The following is an 18,525-nucleotide window of genomic DNA, read 5'->3' on the forward strand; positions in this document are numbered from 1 at the left end:
AGAAAAATGGCCAGAATGTGGCAATCTTAGTCATGGTTTACTCACAAAGCTATTACCTGTTGCTCACAGTTAGTAAACGCTCATAATTCGTTTAGATTCTTACTTAAACGTAGCACGCTACACGCCGACTGTTAGCGATCCCATCTGATGCGATCGCTTTTTTACAGTAAACGTTGAAAATTAGCATTTCTCTGGTTTTCCAAGTCAGCTGTCTAACTGCTTTTAAGCCGCTAAGTGAGGTGTCGCAGTGGCGCTTTTATCGGCCCGATATAGACTCAGGGGCGTCATTCTGCTTAATTAGCGGTATCTTCCTGCCGGCTTAGTAGAAACACCCGACTCTTTGTATTCATACCGTTCCATTCCATATCTGGCGACTAGCAAGGTAAAAAATGTTGCTACGCTAGAATTGGAAAAAGCGTTAATATACCGACGTTAGCTGATGAGCATGTTATACTCATCTTATAGACAATTAAGGAGGGTGATCCTTTGGAAGAAGCCCCACGAACACCAGTCATTACAATTGGGTTAAACGCTGGTCAGGCCACGTTTAACTACTCGATGACTGAACTAAAGAATCTGGTAGAAGCAAACAACATGACCGTCGTTGAGGAGATTCAACAGTCCCTAGCAAAACCACAACCTGGTACCTACTTTGGGACCGGGAAGGTTGAAGAGCTAGCCACCATTGTTGCTGACGATGGCGTCGACATTATCGTGGTCAACGATGAATTGACGCCCAGCCAGATTCGGAACCTCGAAAACGTCACGAAGGCCCGGATCATTGACCGGACCGGTTTGATTCTGGAAATCTTCGCGAACCGCGCACAATCTCGTGAAGCCAAATTACAGGTCCAATTGGCGATGCTCCAATATCAACTGCCTCGACTGCACACCAGTGCTTCACAACGTCTGGATCAACAGACTGGTAGCGGTGGCGGCGGTGGCTTTACCAACCGTGGTGCCGGTGAATCTCAGACTGAAATGAGTCGGCGGACCATTCAACGCTCCATCAACCACGTCAACCATGAACTGAAGGAAATTAACCAAGCTGCAGCCACCCAACGTCAACAACGGGAACGCAATCAACTGCCTTCCGTGGCACTGGTCGGTTACACCAACGCCGGTAAATCAACATTGATGAACGCTTTGGTTCGCCAATTTGGAAAGAGCGAAGAAAAACAAGTCTTCGTCAAAAATATGCTATTCGCTACGTTGGACACCAGCGTGCGGCAACTGACCTTCCCCGACCAAAAGAAGATGTTGCTCAGTGATACGGTTGGCTTCGTTAGCCAATTACCAACGCAATTGGTGCAAGCCTTCCGTTCCACGTTAGCCGAAGCCGCCAGCGCCGACCTCTTAATTCAGGTCGTTGACTATGCTGACCCTAACCGTGAAGCCATGATGGCGACGACAGAACAGACGCTACACGAGATTGGCGTTAATGATGTTCCCATGATCACTGTCTTCAACAAGGCCGATTTGACCGAGGCTGACTACCCAAGTCGTGCCGGCGACCAACTCATCTTGTCCGCACAAGACGATTCCTCCATTGCCATGTTGGTCGATGCCATGAAGGAAAAGGTCTTCCATAACTATGTCACCGCTAACTTCTTAGTCCCATTTGCGGACGGCGAAGTCGTGGCCTATCTCAATGACAATGCGCACGTTCTCAGCACGGACTATGCCGCTGAAGGTACTGCGCTTAAGGTCGAACTCCAGCAGGCCGACTTTGATCGCTTCAAGAAATATATCGTTACCGACTAAAAAGTTTTCCGGTTTATACGCAAAGCTCCCCACCAAGTTTCAGTTGGTGAGGAGCTTTTTTAGGTCGTGAGTTTCAAAATACCTACTGTGACTGCGGGAACAATTCTAGGAGACTCTAGGCCCCCTAATTGAAGACTGAATGTCTAACTAAAATGCCCATTACGGCTGCTGTAACAGCAATTCTGAGACTAAAATTAAGCAACTTAGGTCAATCATCGCCTTACCAGCCAGCAAATATGGCCTGGACCGCTGTGACGCGCCTGATCCCCTATCTATCCATAATAAAAATAGCCGACGACCCCAAAGTCATCGACTACCAATTTACAGCTATTAAGCTTGACGTTTCTCCAAGTACCGGGCCAGTACGGACAGGCAGTAGCACACGACGAAGTACATCAGTGCAATGGCCACGAACATTGGAATAATGTAGTTCGTGTTCTGCCCATAGATAATTTGTGACCGATACAGCATTTCTGGCAAGAGAATGATGGTTGCCAGCGACGTATCCTTAACCAGTGAGATAAATTGGCTCACGATGGCTGGAATCATCTTAACCATGGCTTGCGGCAACACGATGTGCCACAGGCCTTGCCAGTAGGTCAACCCATTGGCACGGGCCCCTTCCATTTGACCAGAGTCGACCGCTTGAATCCCAGAACGGACAATTTCTGCCAGCATGGTGGATTCGAAAATGGTCATGGCTAAAATGGCAGCCGGGATAATTTCCGGCTTAACTCCCAGGTTGGGTAACCCAAAATAAGTAAAGAACAGAATCAAGATCAGCGGCAGGTTACGGATCACATCAATGATGAACCCAACGATCGCCGAGAAATATTTAATCTTAACGTAGCGGATGATTCCAAGAATCGATCCAATAATAAAACTCCCGATGATGGAGACGACGGAAACCAGAATGGTAATTCCCAGACCCCCAAACAGGTAGCGCAGGTTATCTGGGGAGTAGGCATCAATAAAGTTTTGTAACATCGTTATTCTCCTCCCCTTAAGCTAACCGTTTTTCGAGATAGCGCATGTAGTAACTGATGGGCATCGTGATGACCAGATAGAGGACCCCTACCGCTGAGTACGCCGCAATGGTTTCCAGCGAACTCGACGCGATAACGTTCCCTTGATACATCAAATCAAAGCCACCCACAAAGGCCAACGTTGATGAATTCTTCACCAAGTTGACGAACTGGTTACCTAATGGTGGAATCACATAACGGAAGGCTTGCGGCAAGATAATGTAACGCATGGCTTGCCAGAAAGATAGCCCATTGGCACGGGCTCCTTCCATCTGACCAGAATCAACGGACTGAATCCCCGCTCTAACCGTTTCAGCGATAAAGGCCGACGTGTAGAGCGTGAGCCCGATTGTTCCGGCAGTGAACCCATTCATCTTAAGCACGTACAACGGGAACACCACGTAGAAGAACATCGTGATAACCAGTAAAGGAATGTTCCGGAAGATTTCGATGTAGACCCTGGCGATTCCACGAGCAACTTTGCTAGGTGATTCTTCGAGTAAGGCAAAGAGCGTGCCCAGAATCAAACTGAAGACCAACGCGAGAAGACTGCAAAGTAAGGTCTGTCCTAACCCATAAAGGAGCGTGCCCCAATAGTTTTGAAAGATATGAATCATTCTTTAGCCGCCTCCTCATAGTCAAAGCCCGTCACATTGTGGAACCACTTGTGTAAGAGCCGATTGTAAGTGCCATTAGCCCGCAATTCTTTTAACGCCTTGTTAGTCGCAGCCTTAAACGGTGTCTGGTTCTTGTCCATGGCGATCCCGTAAGGTTCTGAGACGAACGTGCCCCCAGTAACTTCATAGCCTGGGTTTTGTACGGACATCCCATAAAGAATCCCGTTATCGGTCGTCAGCGCCTGCCCTTGACCGGACTTCAGGGCGGTCATGGCTTGCGCGTAGTCGGTCAATTGCAAGACCTTAGCGTTTGGCGCAACCTTCGCCACGTTTTCAACGGAATCGGAGCCGACAACCCCGAGAACCGTTCCTTTTTGTTTATTTAAATCCTTAACGTTCTTGATCGAACTGCCCTTCTTGACCAGCAGTGACTGCCCAGCAAAGAAATACGTGTTCGAAAAGGCAACTTGTTTCCGCCGTTCTGGCGTGTTGGTCATGGTTGCAATGATGGCATCAATGTTCCCATTTTTCAGCATTGGCATCCGCGTCGAACTCGTGACCTGAATGAACTTGGCCTTCCCTTTAGACCCCAACATCTGTTTCGTTAATGCCTTGGCTAAATCGACTTCAAACCCTTTGATTTTGCCATCCTTGGTGTCGAGCAACCCAAAGAGCCGGGTATCCGCCTTAACCCCCCAAGTGATGGTTTTCGTCTGTTGGTCGGTCTTTAGCACGTTACGTTGTGACAACGGCTTGCTCCCACAAGCACTCACGACGATTGTTAGGGTGACCAGGGTCAGCAGTAGGCCAAGATTACGAATCAATCTTTTCATGGTTAGCTTCCTCCCCTGATTAGTGTGTCAAAATCTTGCTAAGGAATTGACGAGCCCGTTCGTTAGTTGGTTCGCCATCGAAGAACTTCTCCTTGGTATCATCTTCCAAAATGCGACCATCAGCCATGAAAATAACCCGGTTGGCCACTTCACGAGCGAAACCCATTTCATGGGTCACAACTAGTGACGTCATACTGGAGTCCCGGGCGATGGTCTTCATAACGTTTAGCACATCATCGATCATTTCAGGGTCCAACGCACTGGTTGGTTCGTCAAATAAGAGACACTTGGGTTTCATCGCCAGTGACCGGGCGATAGCGATTCGTTGCTGTTGCCCACCAGAAAGTTGTGATGGCATCTTTGGTGCTTGATCCGCTAAACCAACTCGGTCTAACATTTCCATGGCCACTTTCTTGTTTTCATCCTCACCACGGTGTAACACGATTCGCGGTGCTAACATGATATTTTCCAAAATCGTCTTGTTTGCGTATAAATTAAAATGTTGGAAGACCATGCCGACGTTCTTCCGAATCCGGTTCATGTCGGTCTTAGGGTTGGCCAGGTCCTGACCGTTAACGATCAGTTGTCCGTGACGAATCTGTTCAAGTCCGTTAACCGTCCGAATCAGTGTTGACTTTCCGGAACCAGATGGTCCGATCAAAACCACGGTCTCCCCGGCTTCAATCGTTAAATTAATGTTATGCAGCGCGTGAAAGTCGCCGTAGTACTTTTCCACGTTGTGAAATTCAATCATTGACATATGTTTTCCCTCCACTAGTTATTCTTTTGCCGTAATCGGTCTTACTAGCGCCCCAATTAGCTTGTTGGCTCTACGTAGCATTCCAGCGCCCAGCACACTTCTCGTAAAAGCTTTTTTTGGTGTCTAAATTAAAGTTTAAACCAAAAAATTTACCCGGTCAAAACAAACCGCTTTGGGTTCCCCAACCCCGGTGACGATTTAAGGTCAAAAATATTAGACGTACCACGGTTTTGCGTCCCTACCCGAACATGAAAAGTTTTTTTCTGAGGCCGCACTAACTGGTCTAACCACTGGTCACTCTAAGCCTGATTGGCTTGTCATCTCAAACTCACATTGCCATGTCAGGCCCGCCATCCCCCACACTTTGGTTAACTCCCACACGAAATTGACCATTTTGATGGAACTCTTCCTATTAAATAGTTCGAAAGTTCACATTTGACAGCAATGGTAGCGTTTACTTAGCCTTGACTGCAGATTGCTTGTTCCCAAATCTCTGTTATGACTGTTGTCACAACGAGACTGAGCCTAAAATTAGGCAACAGTGTTCGGCCATCACCTTACCGGCCGGCAGGGATAGGGATTAAGGTACAAAAAAACCACCTCCCCGAATCTGGTAGGTGGCTGAGAATGCTGAGTTTAATGATGGTAACGCGATGTCCGCGTCATTGGTTCTGAATCCGAACCGGTGTCGCTTCCCGCCGAACGGGAAGCACGACTCATCGAACCGGACTCGTCGTAACGTGACACCCGCGTGTTAGCAGATGATCCCGCCAATGAATCTTGCGGTTGGTCATCATTCTGATGCTTGTAAGCCAATTGAACGGCCACGGCAAATGGATTATCCTGTTCGATCAGGTTCGTCCGGCCGAGCACCTTGAAGGGTCCCCCCACCAACGTTGCGTTGGCTAAGTACAGTTCAAACTGATCACGCACGTCCGCAACATTTTGTAAACCGACCGTGCTGACAACTCCCACCCGTTGTTTCTCCGCCTGATTGATACCAGCGTATACCACGAGCTGATTGTTCTCGGTCTGCATTTCAAAGTAAGGAATCAAGACGCCAGGCCCCGATGCATAGACTGGCTTACTCAAACGTTGGGCTTGTTCCATGATCTCTCGGTCGCCTAATCCGGAATAGTCGAGCTGCAACAACTGGTTCTGCTGCAAACGCGTAGCCAGTTGCTGGATACTTTCCGTTTCTATCGCTGACGACGTTAATTTCCCGGGTAATATTTTCTTCTCGTCAAAATACCCATTGGCTGGAATATTGCGACCACCACGTGTCATGGGCTTGGTGCCCTCAAGGTCAGCATCCTTAGGCTTCATGTGCAACATTTTTTCAATTTTCGGCGAAATGTCGAACGGTGCCTTTTTCTTCGTAAAATAGTAAATCGTGTTGAGATAGACAAAGTAGACCATGAGCAGTGCCACCAACAGAATCAACAGTCCCCAGAACGGGTGACCATTTTGGAGGTAACGAATGGCAATGTAAAACAGGTACAAGTCACCTAATGCCCCTAAAATCACGTAAATTCGGTTCTTGATCTTAACACTAACGTTGATATAGCCCAGATAGTGGTTGACCATGTCAAGGAAACTAAGCATGTTGCGGTCCCCCTTTCTTTATTATTGACCCGTGGTGTCAGTGGTGTTAGCCGCACTATGACTGTACGTGCTAGCCCCCGTATCATCATTGGTCGTGGTACTATCACTCGTCGAGTTTGTCGTCGTATCATTAGTGGTATTGTCATTCGTCGTTGTGGAACTAGCCACGCTAGACGATGCCTTCTTCTTAGACGTCGTCGTGCCAGTGCCTGACTCAGACGTACTGTCCGCCGACGAACTCTGCGTGTCCGTTGAGGAACTGTCCTTAGAAGAGGACTCATCACTACTACTGTCTTTGGAAGAATCCGAGCTCTTCTTTTTACTGCTATCATCGCTCGATTTCTTCTTAGAATCACTAGACGACATCCCGCTAACTAGCGACGAACTCGTCGTTGAGACCCGCGATGCGCCTTCATTGGTCTTAGTCACGGTGTTGGTAACCACGTTGGTCGCACCCAGGGCTAAGGCCATCGAGACAATCGCAAATGGCGTGATAAATGGTGGTGTCCGGTACGCCATGTTACATTCCTCCCTGCATTACTTCTTATTAGAATCATTATCCCACGGTAAAACGAAAATACTATCAAAATTCTCTTAATTTTTCACTAAGGCCGCTTCAGTCACACCGGCAGCTTTGCATTCGGCACACAGACCATACAGTTCAAAGCTGTGTCCAGCAATTTCGCAACCGGGTAATTGAGCCGTAAAGAAGTCCATCGGGCACATCTGTAACTCGATAACCTTCCCACAGTTTTGACAAATAAAGTGGTGATGGTGTTGATGATGGAAGTCACACTGATACTTGACCCGTGTCCGTTCCTGTTCTGTATTCTGTTCAACGATGCCAACCTCTTCGAATTCCTTTAGGTTGCGATAAACTGTGTTGTGGCTCATTCCAGGAAATTCAGTGCGCATGTAAGCATCGACGGTCACCACATCCGTATAATGACCCTGATTGGTCAACAAAAACTCTAAGAGTGCGTGCCGTTGCTTGGTCAGCTTTAACTTGTTCTTTTTTAAAATAGCCACAGCGGCGGATAAAGATTCTGCCATGATGGGCGGCCTCCTTGTTTGTTTTTTGGTTCTAAAGGTTAAAAGCTGAAGATTGAAAGTCAAAATGCCTATCCTAACTCTTACGACCGTAAGAATTGTCACCGCTAAATTAGTGGTGCTGGTCGCACTCCGGCCGCCAGGGATTCCGCTTGCTGTGGGGAATACTCCCACCACTCAGCGCCCTGTAAGTGTCGCATACTTTCTTAATTAACTCAACTATCCACTACTTCACCGTGTTCTAAGCGGACCATCAGTGCATCTAGCTTGATCTGTGTCTGCTGCCAGTTATCGTTATTCAGTTGGATGGCCCGACCACGTAAGGCTAGTGGCATCGTCAGATCACGACGGTATTCCGGACTGGCTAGGCGTTTCGCCATCATACGCTCGTCGTCGCCCCGTTTACTCAGTCGATGCGCTAATTTTCCAGAATCACTGACCGTTAAAAAGATAATGACCGCCTGACTGCCGAGCTCATCTGCATAAGTAATGGCACCCTTGCCGTCCAATACAATGGTCGCAAATTCGGCTTGCTTAAGTCCTGCCGCGATACCTTCCTGTGATGACCCATAATGGTAACCCGAATAGAGAACGGACTCCAGATAGTGATTCTTGGGAAAGCTCTCCTCGGTCTCAAAATAGTAGTCGACACCATCGACTTCTCCCGCACGCGGTGGTCGGGTAGTATGCGTAATAATCTTCGCCGCCGGATAGTGTGCTACCAGATAGTCCTGGACGGTGGTCTTCCCGGTCCCTGTCGCCCCGGTGATCACCAACACTTTACTTTGCATGGATGTCCTCCAGATACGTATTCGCCTGATCCAACAAGCCCTTCAAATTATCATAACTTAGTGTCTCACGCGCCGTTTGATAAGCGAACCAGCCGTACTCACTGATTTCCTCGACTTGACGGGTAATGGTTACGTCGGCCGGCACCTGCGACGTGTACAAAACCACGTGCTTGTGGTGACCATTCTTCATATCATAGTCCAGGTCAGCGTGAAACTCGGGATCGATAGTCGCCCGTAGCTGAGTTTCCTCCCGAATCTCTCTGACGGCCGTTTCGATGTCCGTCTCATTTCCTTCCACATGACCCTTGGGGAATCCCCAGAAGTTACTGGTGGCACTCTTTAATAGAAGATATTCTGGTTGATTATTCTTTAAGCGGTAAACGACTGCACCGCTAGCATTTTCGGTAATCATGGCAAATTGCCCTCCTCGGATTTGAATAGACTTCCTCTATTTTAAATCGAAATCGTCGCCGACGGGTAAAATTTAACTGTATTTCTCAAAAAGTCTGACTATCTCTCATTGACTTTTAATTTATCCCTAGGGTACACTATGCGAGACGTCCCACTTTAAGCCGTTTTCAGTCGGTAGCGGGAGAGAAATCGTCATTTAGAAAAAATATTATGGGACGTACCCTCATAATATGTATACAATAGGTTTAAACTGGTTTGTTTGACGTCTATTGGTCGCGTAAGCCCACCCGATCACGTTAAGCAGCTAGTTGTGCGACATATCAGTATAGGAGGCTTTTTATGGGACTTTCGCGAATATTTCGCCGCGAACGCTTAGACAACTACTTAAAAAGTGACCAGCACTTTGCCAAAACCATGTCGGCAAAGGATCTGATGTCACTGGGAATCGGTGCCGTGATTGGAACTGGGATCTTTATCCTCCCCGGGACCATCGCCGCACAGTACAGCGGCCCCGGCATCGTGCTATCCTTTCTCATCGCGGCCATCGTGTGCTCCACTGCGGCCATGTGTTACGCGGAGTTCGCCTCCGTTTTACCAGTTGCTGGTTCGGCTTATTCATATGGTAACTTAGTCTTTGGCGAAATCATTGGCTGGGTATTGGGCTGGGCCTTAATTTTGGAATACGTGTTGGCGGTTGCGGCTGTAGCCAACGCATTCGGTGCGTATTTCAAATCGTTTTTGGCTGGCTTTCACCTCAATATCCCCACGGCGATTTCCGGGCCCTTTGACCCAAGCCACGGAACGTACGGTAACCTCATCGCTATTCTGGTGGTCTTCTTTATCAGTTGGCTCCTGAATCGTGGGATGCGCGAGTCGATGCGGATCAACAACTTCATCGTTATCGTTAAAATTGCCATCATTATTTTATTCGTCGTCGTCGGGATGTTCTACGTCAAGCCCAGTAACTGGCAACCCTTTGCACCGTTCGGGTCCAAAGGGATTCTGCGGGGCGCCTCGACCGTCTTCTTCGCCTACCTTGGCTTCGATGTGGTCTCTGCATCCGCTGCCGAAGTGAAGAACCCCAAGAAGAACATGCCGATTGGGATTATTGGAACGTTGATCGTCGCCACGGTACTGTACATGCTAGTCGCCATCGTACTGACCGGGATGGTCCACTACACCAAGCTCAACGTTGCCGATCCCGTCGCTTTTGCCCTAACGCTCGTTCACCAAAACTGGACGTCCGGTATCATCTCACTGGGGGCACTGGCTGGCATGTTTACCATGATGGTCACCATGATCTACAGCTCGTCGCGGCTGATTTATTCAATTGGTCGTGACGGTCTATTACCAAAGTTTCTGGGGAAAATCGATGAAAAATCCGGCACACCCAAGCATAGTCTGGGCGTCATCACCGTAGTCATCGCATTACTTGGTGGTTTCGTGCCACTGGCGCAACTGACCAACCTGGTTAACATTGGGACGTTGGTAGCCTTCCTGTTCGTTTCATTTGGGATTATCCGGCTGCGTCATCTGCGGGACCTCCCCCAAAACTCTGGCTTCAAGGTGCCCTTCTATCCCGTCCTCCCCATCATCTCTGGGCTCCTGTGTTTCTATATGATGCTCCAACTTCCAGCGGAGACCTGGATTGCATCGACCATCTGGTTCGCATTGGGACTGGTGATCTACTTCAGTTACGGCTTGCGACACAGTCGGCTGAATGATCAGGTTTAAAATGTCCCACATGGGATTTAGCTGGTCGCACTGCAACTGCCAGAAATCCGTCTAAGATAGGCTGCAGTCCCTTATCCAGCGACAGAGACGAAGAGAAGCATGAGCTGACAATGCCCAGCGTATCTGTTAGTTAACTGTCAGCAACAAGTTTGATGAAAAATTGAAAGTAGGCGATAGTTTTGCGTAATCAACAATTTGCCATCCGGCCCACTGCCCCCGCAGCGGCTCGAGACGAACTGACTCAAATTCATTTTTTAGATGATCAAAATGCTAGCTTAACGACCCCCAGTGCCCTGTTACGGGACCTCTACGATCGTAGCTGGCCAGAATACACAACGAAAACGGTCGTGGACCAGCAACTCAGTAATTTAATGGCAACCGCAGACGTTGACGGTCTGGACTTCTTAGCCCATAACGATAACGTACCCGTTACCGTTTTCTACAATTTAGCCCTGCAGCGTTTAGCCTTTGCACCTGGCTTGGACTTTCAACTTACCGATCCCCTAAGTGCCATGGCTAAGATTCAATTGCCCGTCGCCCCTCACGCTGGTGACGACTTCACCTTGGCTGAATTGATTCAGGCTTGGTATCTCTTACTAACAACGCACACCAAGAACGGTCAAAACTTTTTGGACCATTTGACCACGTGCGGCTATTTCGACCCGCTCGTACACGACGCCAGCGTGGAAAAGCCACTGATTTTTAACGGTAAATCCCAGGCCGTATTCGACACGACCCGTTTGATTCGTGAAGTCGTCTACGTTGAAAGTCCTCAAGACACCGACCATGATGGCAAACGTGACCTATTAAAGGCCGAGATCATTCGCCCGGCCGAAACAGAAACCGGCCTCAAGGTTCCCGTCCTGTACACCGCGAGCCCGTACAACCAGGGTACCAACGACGAATCCGGCGATGCCTTGATGCACAACGTCAACGTTCCCCTGCAACCAAAGCAGCCCAATGACCTCACACTAGCCGACATTACCGCGCAACCCGACACCACGCCGCTGCCCAACGCCCGTCCCATCACGGCCGCGACCAAGACGGCTGAGGAAACCTTTGCGCGCGAGCAATCCTACACGCTCAATGATTACTTCTTAGCTCGCGGATTTGCGGTCGTTTACGCTGCCGGAATCGGGACCAAAGACTCCGATGGGGTCCGCACGACTGGTGACCCCGAAGAAACGACCTCTACCATTGCCATTATCGAATGGTTAGCTGGCAACCGTACGGCCTTTACTAGTCGTGCCGCCACCCAAACCATCCCTGCTTGGTGGAGCAATCAATCCGTTGCCATGACTGGCCGTTCCTACCTGGGGACACTGGCCACGGCCGCCGCAACCACGGGTGTTGACGGTCTCAAGACTGTGATTAGTGAAGCTGCCATTTCCAACTGGTACGACTACTACCGTGACGGCGGTTTAGTCATCGCGCCCGGCGGTTTCCCCGGTGAAGATACCGATGTATTGGCCGAGGAGACATTTAGCCGAGAACTCCTTCCCGGTGACTACCACCGGATTCAGGCCAAATGGCAGGCTGACCTCGCCACCATCACGCACGGACAGGACCGCGCGACCGGAAACTACAACAGCTTCTGGGATGCACGAAACTACCTTAAAAACGTTAAAAACATCAAAGCCGACCTGCTGTTAGTCCACGGACTAAATGACTGGAACGTCAAGCCACGGAACGTCAACAACCTTTGGAACGCCGTCCGTGACTTGCCCGTGACAAAAAAAATTATCTTGCATCAAGGTCAGCACATTTACATCAACGCCTTTCGCTCCATTGATTACACTGACATCGTCAATCTGTGGCTGACTCACGAGCTGTTAGGTGTCGACAACCAAGCGGAAACGCTATTGCCAAACGTCATTATTCAAGACAACGTGCAGCCTGAAACTTGGAACGCCTACGCAGACTGGGATGCACCAACCAATGCAACGCGCACCTTCAATCTACAAGATGACGAACTAGTCGATGCAAGTGTCACGGCACCACTTCCCGCCGCAACTAGCTTCAACGACCAGTTACCAGTGGAACAGTTCAACCACTACACGCACCACATCGATCAGTGGCAGAATGATCTCTTAGGCGATAAACATAACGACATGTTCAACCACCGTTTACTCTTCAAGTCAGCAGTTCTGACCGATGATCTCATCCTAGATGGTAAGCCCACCGTTGATCTCCAGGTTGCGGTGAATCAACCAGTCGGGATGCTAAGCTTTCAAGTGGTCGACTACGGTGAGGCCAAACGCCTCGGCGTCAGTCCCACGATTCTCGCCCGTAAGGCCCTGGATGAGGGTTATCGTTGGCGTGAAGATGACCTGCGGGAGTTCAAAACGATTGCAACCACGCCATTTAAAATGATCACCAAGGGCCACCGTAATTTGCAGAACCGGACCAACACTTACCACGTCGATGAACTGAAACCAAACGAATTCTACAACCTCAGTGTGACGCTCCAACCGACCCACTATCGTTTACTGGCCGGCCATCAACTGGGACTGGTCGTCTACGCCACCGACTTCGGCATGACGGTTCGGGGCAATCAGGACTTACAGTACTCGATTCAGCTTGGGCATTCCGCTTTGCATGTGCCTTTTGTGGAGTAGCTGTGATAATCCCTACCGTCGCAAACCTCATGTGAATATTTTGGCTTTCAGCCTTTAGAAGCATCCCCCATGCCCGTCTGTAGCGACGCTCATTGGAGATGTTTTTTTGGGCCTACTCTATCTACAATCCCTAGCAGCTGCAGTGCGACCACATTTCATCAATATAGATTTGAATCAAACACAAGCAGTTTAGAATTTCTGCGAATAGTGATAGAATATTAATAACTCATTAGAAACGGGGGAAACTTTCATGAAGCAAGGCACCACGATTATTACCTTAGACAACGGCTATCACCTCTGGACCAACACCCAAGGCACCGGCGACATTCATTTGCTGGCCCTGCATGGTGGTCCCGGTGGCAACCACGAATACTGGGAAGATACAGCTAAGCAATTGGCTAAGCAAGGCTTGAATGTTCAAGTCCACATGTACGACCAACTCGGTTCCTGGTACTCTGACCAACCCGACTACAGTGATCCTGAGACTGCTAAGAAATACCTCACTTACGACTACTTCTTGGATGAAGTTGAGGAAGTTCGCCAAAAATTAGGCATCGACAAATTCTATCTGATTGGCCAATCATGGGGTGGCGCCTTAGTTCAAATGTACGCTGCCAAGTATGGTCAACACTTAAAAGGCGCCATCATTTCCTCCATGGTCGATAACATCGACGAATACGTTGAAAGCATCAACCATATCCGCGAAACGGTGTTGACACCCGACCAAGTAACCTACATGAAGCAGGTCGAAGCTGATGGCAACTACGACGACGCAAAATACCAAAGTTACGTGGATATCTTAAACGATGGCTACGTAGACCGGAAGAAGCCCGCCGCTATTTCTCATTTGATCAGCACCATGGCGACCGACGTTTACGGTGCCTTCCAGGGTGACAACGAATTTGTCATCAAGGGTAAGCTAAAGGAATGGAACTTCCGCGAACATCTGAAGGAAATCAAGGTTCCGACCCTGTTGACTTTTGGCGAACACGAAACCATGCCAATTGCGACCGGCAAGAAGATGGCCGAACTCATCCCGCACTCACGCTTCGTAACGACGCCTGAGGGTGGTCACCATCATATGATCGACAACGCACCCGTTTACTACGATCATTTAGCAACGTTTATCCGCGACGTAGAAAACGACAATTTTAACGCTTAATTTATAACAAAAACTCCTGTGAAATCGTTGATGACTTCACAGGAGTTTTTGTTTGCGTATCCCTTTTGATCAAACTTCGAAGCTTCAAGCTGTGTTCGCAACAATCCAGCCTATATCTACCGGCCGGTAAGGCGATAACTGACTAATGTTGCCTAGTTTTAGTCTCACAATTGCTATTACAACAGTCATACTAGGTGCTTTAGCCCTTTCACCATGTCCTTAGATCTGAATATTTTGCCATAAAAAATAGGCCCACCTAAATTGGCAAACCCATTTCAATTAACCCTATTATTTCAAATTAAATCGCTTAATGAATCACAACTTTCATCCCATAAGGCACGTTGTTGTAGACCCACTTGGCATCGGCTACGGATAACCGGACACACCCATGTGATGCGGCGCTCTTTCCTAGTTCCTTGGCTTCACTCTCGATGTAGTTCCCATCTTTATCGGTCGGCACACTGTGGAACAGGTAGATACCGTGGTCCTTCCAGGAGACCCAGTAACGAGCACCCTCGCCAGAACTCTGGTTATAGAAGAACTTTCCCCGTTCGCCTTGAATGTGGAACGTCCCGTGAGGCGTCCCATTTTCCTTACCAGTCCCAGTCGAACAATACATGGTGTAGAGCACCGTATTGCCGTTCTTAATATAGACCCGTTGCTTACTGGTGTTGACGTCTAACCAAGCGTTAGGATACTTTTCCAAATCCGGATAAGCCTTCTCTTCCGACGGCTTACGCCAATTAACAGTCTCAACTTTAGGCTTTTTGGTGGCAGTCGTCGTCTTAGCTGTCTCAGCCGCCGTGTTCGCAACCTTATCCGCCGAGGTCTCTTGTAACACCCGGTTAATTCCGATTGCGGCCACAATGACCAACACAACAATGACGAGTAATTGTCTAAATCGTCTCATGCTCTCCGTCCTTTTGTTGACATAATTTTCATCCCTACCGCTAACTTTAACGGATTTTTCTGAAAAAGGAAACCATTTCGGCCAAAACGTAATCTGTCCGTAAAATTTCAATCGATTGCGCTTGCTCATGGCCGCCGCACGCTTCCGTCCTAGCGTACATGTTGCTGGCACTGAGGTCAATGGAAACTAATCTTGCGGAACAACCTGATATGGCTGAAATGTGGGTACCAAGGCAGCTGGTTCCGCTTAACCCGGATAGCCGAAGAATCCTGAACTGCGATTCCAAGCTAGCCGACTTCGTGTTCGCCAGCTAAACGCCTTTGGATACACGTTGTTAATTTCCAGCACGTAAACTCAGCTTTTCAACGTTTAAGATCTTATCGACCAACCCATTGTAGAAACTAGCCTCATGGCTAACGATAATAGCATTGCCTTGGAAGTTCAAGATGGCTTGCTTCAGCGCTTGCTTCGTCTCGTCATCCAGATGGTTTGTGGGTTCGTCCATGATCAAAAAGTTAGCTGGTTCAAATTCCATTAGCGCTAACTTGACCTTGGTCTGTTCCCCACCGGAAAGCTCACCGATCGGCTTCATCGCGTTGGCGGAATCCAGACCACACTTCGACAGTTTGGTTCGGATCGCCTTTTGCGGTAACTTCTCGTATTTCTCTTGAATGATCTGTAGTGGTGTCTGTTGATTGTTATCCCAGACCAAATCTTGGCTGAAGTAACTGATCCGCGCAGATGGTGAGAAGTGGGCTTCCCCACCCTTGGCCTTGATCAATCCCAGAATCGACTTGATCAGCGTTGACTTCCCAACCCCGTTAAATCCGGTCAGACCAACCTTTTGATCCGTTGTGACCGAGAACGTTACGGGCTTCAACAATGGCCGATCATAACCCACGGAGAGTTCATCGACCACCAACGCGTTTTGCGACCCGGTTTCCTGGTAAGGGAAATCAAAATGGGCTTGCACGTTAGTCGAGGGCGGATCGACCCGGTCCAATCTGTTCAGCATCTTTTCTCGGGACTTGGCCATGGTCGACTTGGACCCGGCTTTGTTCTTCCGGATAAAGCGTTCAGCCTTTTCAATCACGACCTGTTGCTTATCGAACTCACGTTGTTGGGCTTTTTCCTTTTCACCCCGTTGCCGCATGGCTTGCTTAAAGTTCCCACGGTACTTCGTGATTTGTCCAAAGGCCACGTTGATGATACAGTTCGTCACGTTTTGTAGGAAGTCATAATCATGAGAAACGATTAAAGCGGCCCCTTCAAAGTTATTTAAATAATCTTCCAGCCAAGCGATGTGGGCGACATCCAAGTAGTTCGTCGGTTCGTCCAACAAGATCACGTCTGGATTTTCAAGCAATAGCTTGGCCAAAATAATCTTGGACCGCTGCCCACCGGACATCTTCGCAACTTCGTGATCGCGACCCATATCATCCAGGCCTAGCCCAGAGATGACCCGTTCGATTTCCGTTTCGACATCGTAAAAGTTGCGGGCGTCCAACACTTCTTGAATGCGACCAGCCCGTTCGAGGAGTTTGTCCGCCATAGTTTCAGCGTACTCCGTATACATAGCCGTCATTCGGTCGTTCATTTCGTACAGGTCGGCGTAGGCCGTGTGAAGAAACTCGATCAACGTCATGCCTTCTGGAATATCGGCGTATTGATCCAAATAACCCACGTGGGTCTTCTTTTGCCATTTAACGTTCCCGGTCAATGGGAGCTCATGACCCGTAATGATTTTAATTAAGGTTGACTTACCAACCCCGTTTTGCCCGACGACACCCATGTGTTCGCCCTTTTCTAGGGTAAAACTGGCCCCTTCGTATAGCTTCTTATCGGCGAAGCTCATGCTAAGGTCGTCAACTTCTAGTAGTGGCACGTTTCGTCCCTTCCCTTCTTCTCTCACGCAGAAAAAAGCCCCGACAACGTCAAGGCCAGATTCCTAAACAATATATTAGGTAGTAATTTACCACGAAACGCCCGGGTTCGTCAACTTCCTCGCCTAGGGCTGTCGTCACAAACTATGCTATAATAGGTAAAATTTACTGCCGAAGGACTGACAACTTATGAATATTCGAAACATTGACCACATCACGCTGACCGTTAGTGACATCGAGCGTTCCGTACGCTGGTATCACGAGGTTTTCGACCTGCCGATCATCGAATTCGACGATGGCCGTCGCGGTGTCAAACTTGGTAAACAAAAAATTAATTTCCAACAGAGCGACCAGCCCCATTTACCCGTTGCTAAACATCCCACGGTCGGTGGCGCAGACTTTGCCATCATTGCAACCGATCCGCTTGCGAACATTTTGTCTCATTTAACCAACTACGCCGTTGAAATTGTCGACGGTCCACTTCCCAAACAAGGTGCCATGGGGCCAATGACTTCCGTTTACGTGCGCGATCCAGATGAAAACTTAATTGAAATCGGCAAATATGATAAGTAAAGGAGGTCTGCCCCTTGCGCAACCTGGCTAACGACCTGATTGATTGGCTATCTAGGAGTTTAAAATGGATGGGGTTCCTCATTATCTACCTCATCGATACTGGCATCTTGACCTTCGCTACGGCAATGGTCAAGCGCCCCGGCGTCGTCAACCGATCAATTGGGATCATGTTGATCTACTCGGCGCTGCTACTCGCTTTTATCACGTGGCGTTATCAAAAACAATTAACGCAAAACAATCCACGACATTTTGGGCACACACCTTTTACAGCCAAGACAGTCACAGAATTGATTGGTTTTTTCCTGTTGATGTTGGCCGTACAATACGCATGGACCTTCTTGATCAGTATGCATGTGCTAAGCAATCCTGCGAATCAAAAGGCCCTGACCTCTCAGGTGATTCAGTTACCATTTTGGAATCTGGCTTACTCAATTTTATTTGCACCCATCATCGAGGAACTGATTTTCCGGGGGATTTTTCTCAACTACTTTTTCCGTGGCAACTCACGAACACTGAATTTTCTCGGCGTCTTCATGTCTGGACTAATTTTCGGCTACCTCCATACTATGAGCCTCACCCCGACGCTCATCATGTACGCAGGGCTTGGGTGGGTCTTGGGTGCGGCCTATCTGCATTTCCGGGATATTCGCTACAACACCATGCTTCATTTTCTCAACAACGCAATGTCCTTGATGGCTTTTCTGTAAGTTGACTGAAGGTTGAAAGTCCCAAAACACTCATTATGACTGTTGTCACAACGATACTGGGTCTAAAATTAGGCAACGTTAT

General features: G+C 48.6%; 17 protein-coding genes. 6 read left to right on the forward strand and 11 right to left on the reverse strand.

The window, feature by feature from the left end; all coding sequences use genetic code 11:
- Positions 1-486 precede the first annotated feature (486 nt).
- Positions 487-1,764 (forward strand): GTPase HflX, encoded by a 1,278-nt coding sequence (gene hflX / locus EKM89_RS10700; RefSeq protein WP_125688398.1) that lies wholly within the window; start codon positions 487-489, stop codon positions 1,762-1,764.
- A 330-nt stretch (positions 1,765-2,094) separates the two neighbouring features.
- On the opposite strand, the gene EKM89_RS10705 is transcribed toward hflX, so the two are convergent.
- The 9 genes from EKM89_RS10705 to EKM89_RS10745 all read right to left on the reverse strand — a co-directional run bounded on the left by EKM89_RS10705 (position 2,095) and on the right by EKM89_RS10745 (position 8,857).
- Positions 2,095-2,751: an amino acid ABC transporter permease gene (locus tag EKM89_RS10705; protein ID WP_125688400.1), complete on the reverse strand. Its 657-nt coding sequence runs from the start codon at positions 2,749-2,751 to the stop codon at positions 2,095-2,097.
- 16 nt (positions 2,752-2,767) lie between these two features.
- Positions 2,768-3,406 carry an amino acid ABC transporter permease gene (locus EKM89_RS10710; RefSeq protein ID WP_125688402.1) on the reverse strand — a complete coding sequence of 213 codons (639 nt, stop codon included), beginning with the start codon at positions 3,404-3,406 and terminating at the stop codon, positions 2,768-2,770.
- Entirely contained in the window at positions 3,403-4,239 is an 837-nt protein-coding gene (locus tag EKM89_RS10715; protein WP_125688404.1) for a transporter substrate-binding domain-containing protein, read from the reverse strand. Before EKM89_RS10715 ends, EKM89_RS10710 begins: the two co-directional genes overlap by 4 nt.
- A gap of 19 nt (positions 4,240-4,258) precedes the next feature.
- On the reverse strand, positions 4,259-4,999 hold the full coding sequence (locus tag EKM89_RS10720) for an amino acid ABC transporter ATP-binding protein (RefSeq protein WP_048735211.1): 741 nt from the start codon (positions 4,997-4,999) through the stop codon (positions 4,259-4,261).
- Between the two features lie 636 nt (positions 5,000-5,635).
- Positions 5,636-6,604, reverse strand: coding sequence for a DUF6681 family protein (locus tag EKM89_RS10725; protein WP_125688406.1), 969 nt, complete (start codon positions 6,602-6,604; stop codon positions 5,636-5,638).
- A gap of 21 nt (positions 6,605-6,625) precedes the next feature.
- Positions 6,626-7,123, reverse strand: coding sequence for a hypothetical protein (locus tag EKM89_RS10730; protein WP_125688408.1), 498 nt, complete (start codon positions 7,121-7,123; stop codon positions 6,626-6,628).
- Positions 7,124-7,198: 75 nt separating this feature from the next.
- A complete protein-coding gene (locus EKM89_RS10735) occupies positions 7,199-7,657 on the reverse strand; it encodes a Fur family transcriptional regulator (protein WP_125688410.1) in 459 nt (152 codons plus the stop codon).
- Positions 7,658-7,869: 212 nt separating this feature from the next.
- The gene (locus tag EKM89_RS10740) at positions 7,870-8,445 is read right to left on the reverse strand and encodes a nucleoside/nucleotide kinase family protein (protein WP_125688412.1); all 576 of its coding nucleotides are present in this window, start codon (positions 8,443-8,445) and stop codon (positions 7,870-7,872) included.
- Positions 8,435-8,857, reverse strand: coding sequence for a bis(5'-nucleosyl)-tetraphosphatase (locus tag EKM89_RS10745; RefSeq protein ID WP_125688414.1), 423 nt, complete (start codon positions 8,855-8,857; stop codon positions 8,435-8,437). Before EKM89_RS10745 ends, EKM89_RS10740 begins: the two co-directional genes overlap by 11 nt.
- A 338-nt stretch (positions 8,858-9,195) precedes the next feature.
- On the opposite strand from EKM89_RS10745, the gene EKM89_RS10750 reads away from it, so the two are divergent.
- The 3 genes from EKM89_RS10750 to EKM89_RS10760 all read left to right on the forward strand — a co-directional run bounded on the left by EKM89_RS10750 (position 9,196) and on the right by EKM89_RS10760 (position 14,370).
- Positions 9,196-10,590: an APC family permease gene (locus EKM89_RS10750; protein WP_125688416.1), complete on the forward strand. Its 1,395-nt coding sequence runs from the start codon at positions 9,196-9,198 to the stop codon at positions 10,588-10,590.
- 179 nt (positions 10,591-10,769) lie between these two features.
- Positions 10,770-13,208 (forward strand): Xaa-Pro dipeptidyl-peptidase, encoded by a 2,439-nt coding sequence (locus EKM89_RS10755; RefSeq protein ID WP_125688418.1) that lies wholly within the window; start codon positions 10,770-10,772, stop codon positions 13,206-13,208.
- A 250-nt stretch (positions 13,209-13,458) separates the two neighbouring features.
- Positions 13,459-14,370, forward strand: a complete 912-nt coding sequence (locus EKM89_RS10760; RefSeq protein WP_125688420.1) for a proline-specific peptidase family protein — start codon at positions 13,459-13,461, stop codon at positions 14,368-14,370.
- A gap of 307 nt (positions 14,371-14,677) precedes the next feature.
- On the opposite strand, the gene EKM89_RS10765 is transcribed toward EKM89_RS10760, so the two are convergent.
- Together EKM89_RS10765 and EKM89_RS10770 are read right to left on the reverse strand one after the other, a co-directional pair.
- Entirely contained in the window at positions 14,678-15,280 is a 603-nt protein-coding gene (locus EKM89_RS10765) for a L,D-transpeptidase (RefSeq protein ID WP_125688422.1), read from the reverse strand.
- Positions 15,281-15,614: 334 nt separating this feature from the next.
- Entirely contained in the window at positions 15,615-17,135 is a 1,521-nt protein-coding gene (locus EKM89_RS10770; RefSeq protein WP_164510573.1) for an ABC-F family ATP-binding cassette domain-containing protein, read from the reverse strand.
- A 217-nt stretch (positions 17,136-17,352) separates the two neighbouring features.
- On the opposite strand from EKM89_RS10770, the gene EKM89_RS10775 reads away from it, so the two are divergent.
- Together EKM89_RS10775 and EKM89_RS10780 are read left to right on the forward strand one after the other, a co-directional pair.
- Positions 17,353-17,736 carry a VOC family protein gene (locus tag EKM89_RS10775; protein WP_048735181.1) on the forward strand — a complete coding sequence of 128 codons (384 nt, stop codon included), beginning with the start codon at positions 17,353-17,355 and terminating at the stop codon, positions 17,734-17,736.
- A 68-nt stretch (positions 17,737-17,804) separates the two neighbouring features.
- A complete protein-coding gene (locus tag EKM89_RS10780; protein WP_125688426.1) occupies positions 17,805-18,443 on the forward strand; it encodes a CPBP family intramembrane glutamic endopeptidase in 639 nt (212 codons plus the stop codon).
- The last annotated feature ends 82 nt before the right edge of the window (positions 18,444-18,525 follow it).

It is taken from the genome of Levilactobacillus fujinensis (assembly GCF_003946335.1).
GTDB classification, from domain to species: Bacteria; Bacillota; Bacilli; order Lactobacillales; family Lactobacillaceae; genus Levilactobacillus; species Levilactobacillus fujinensis.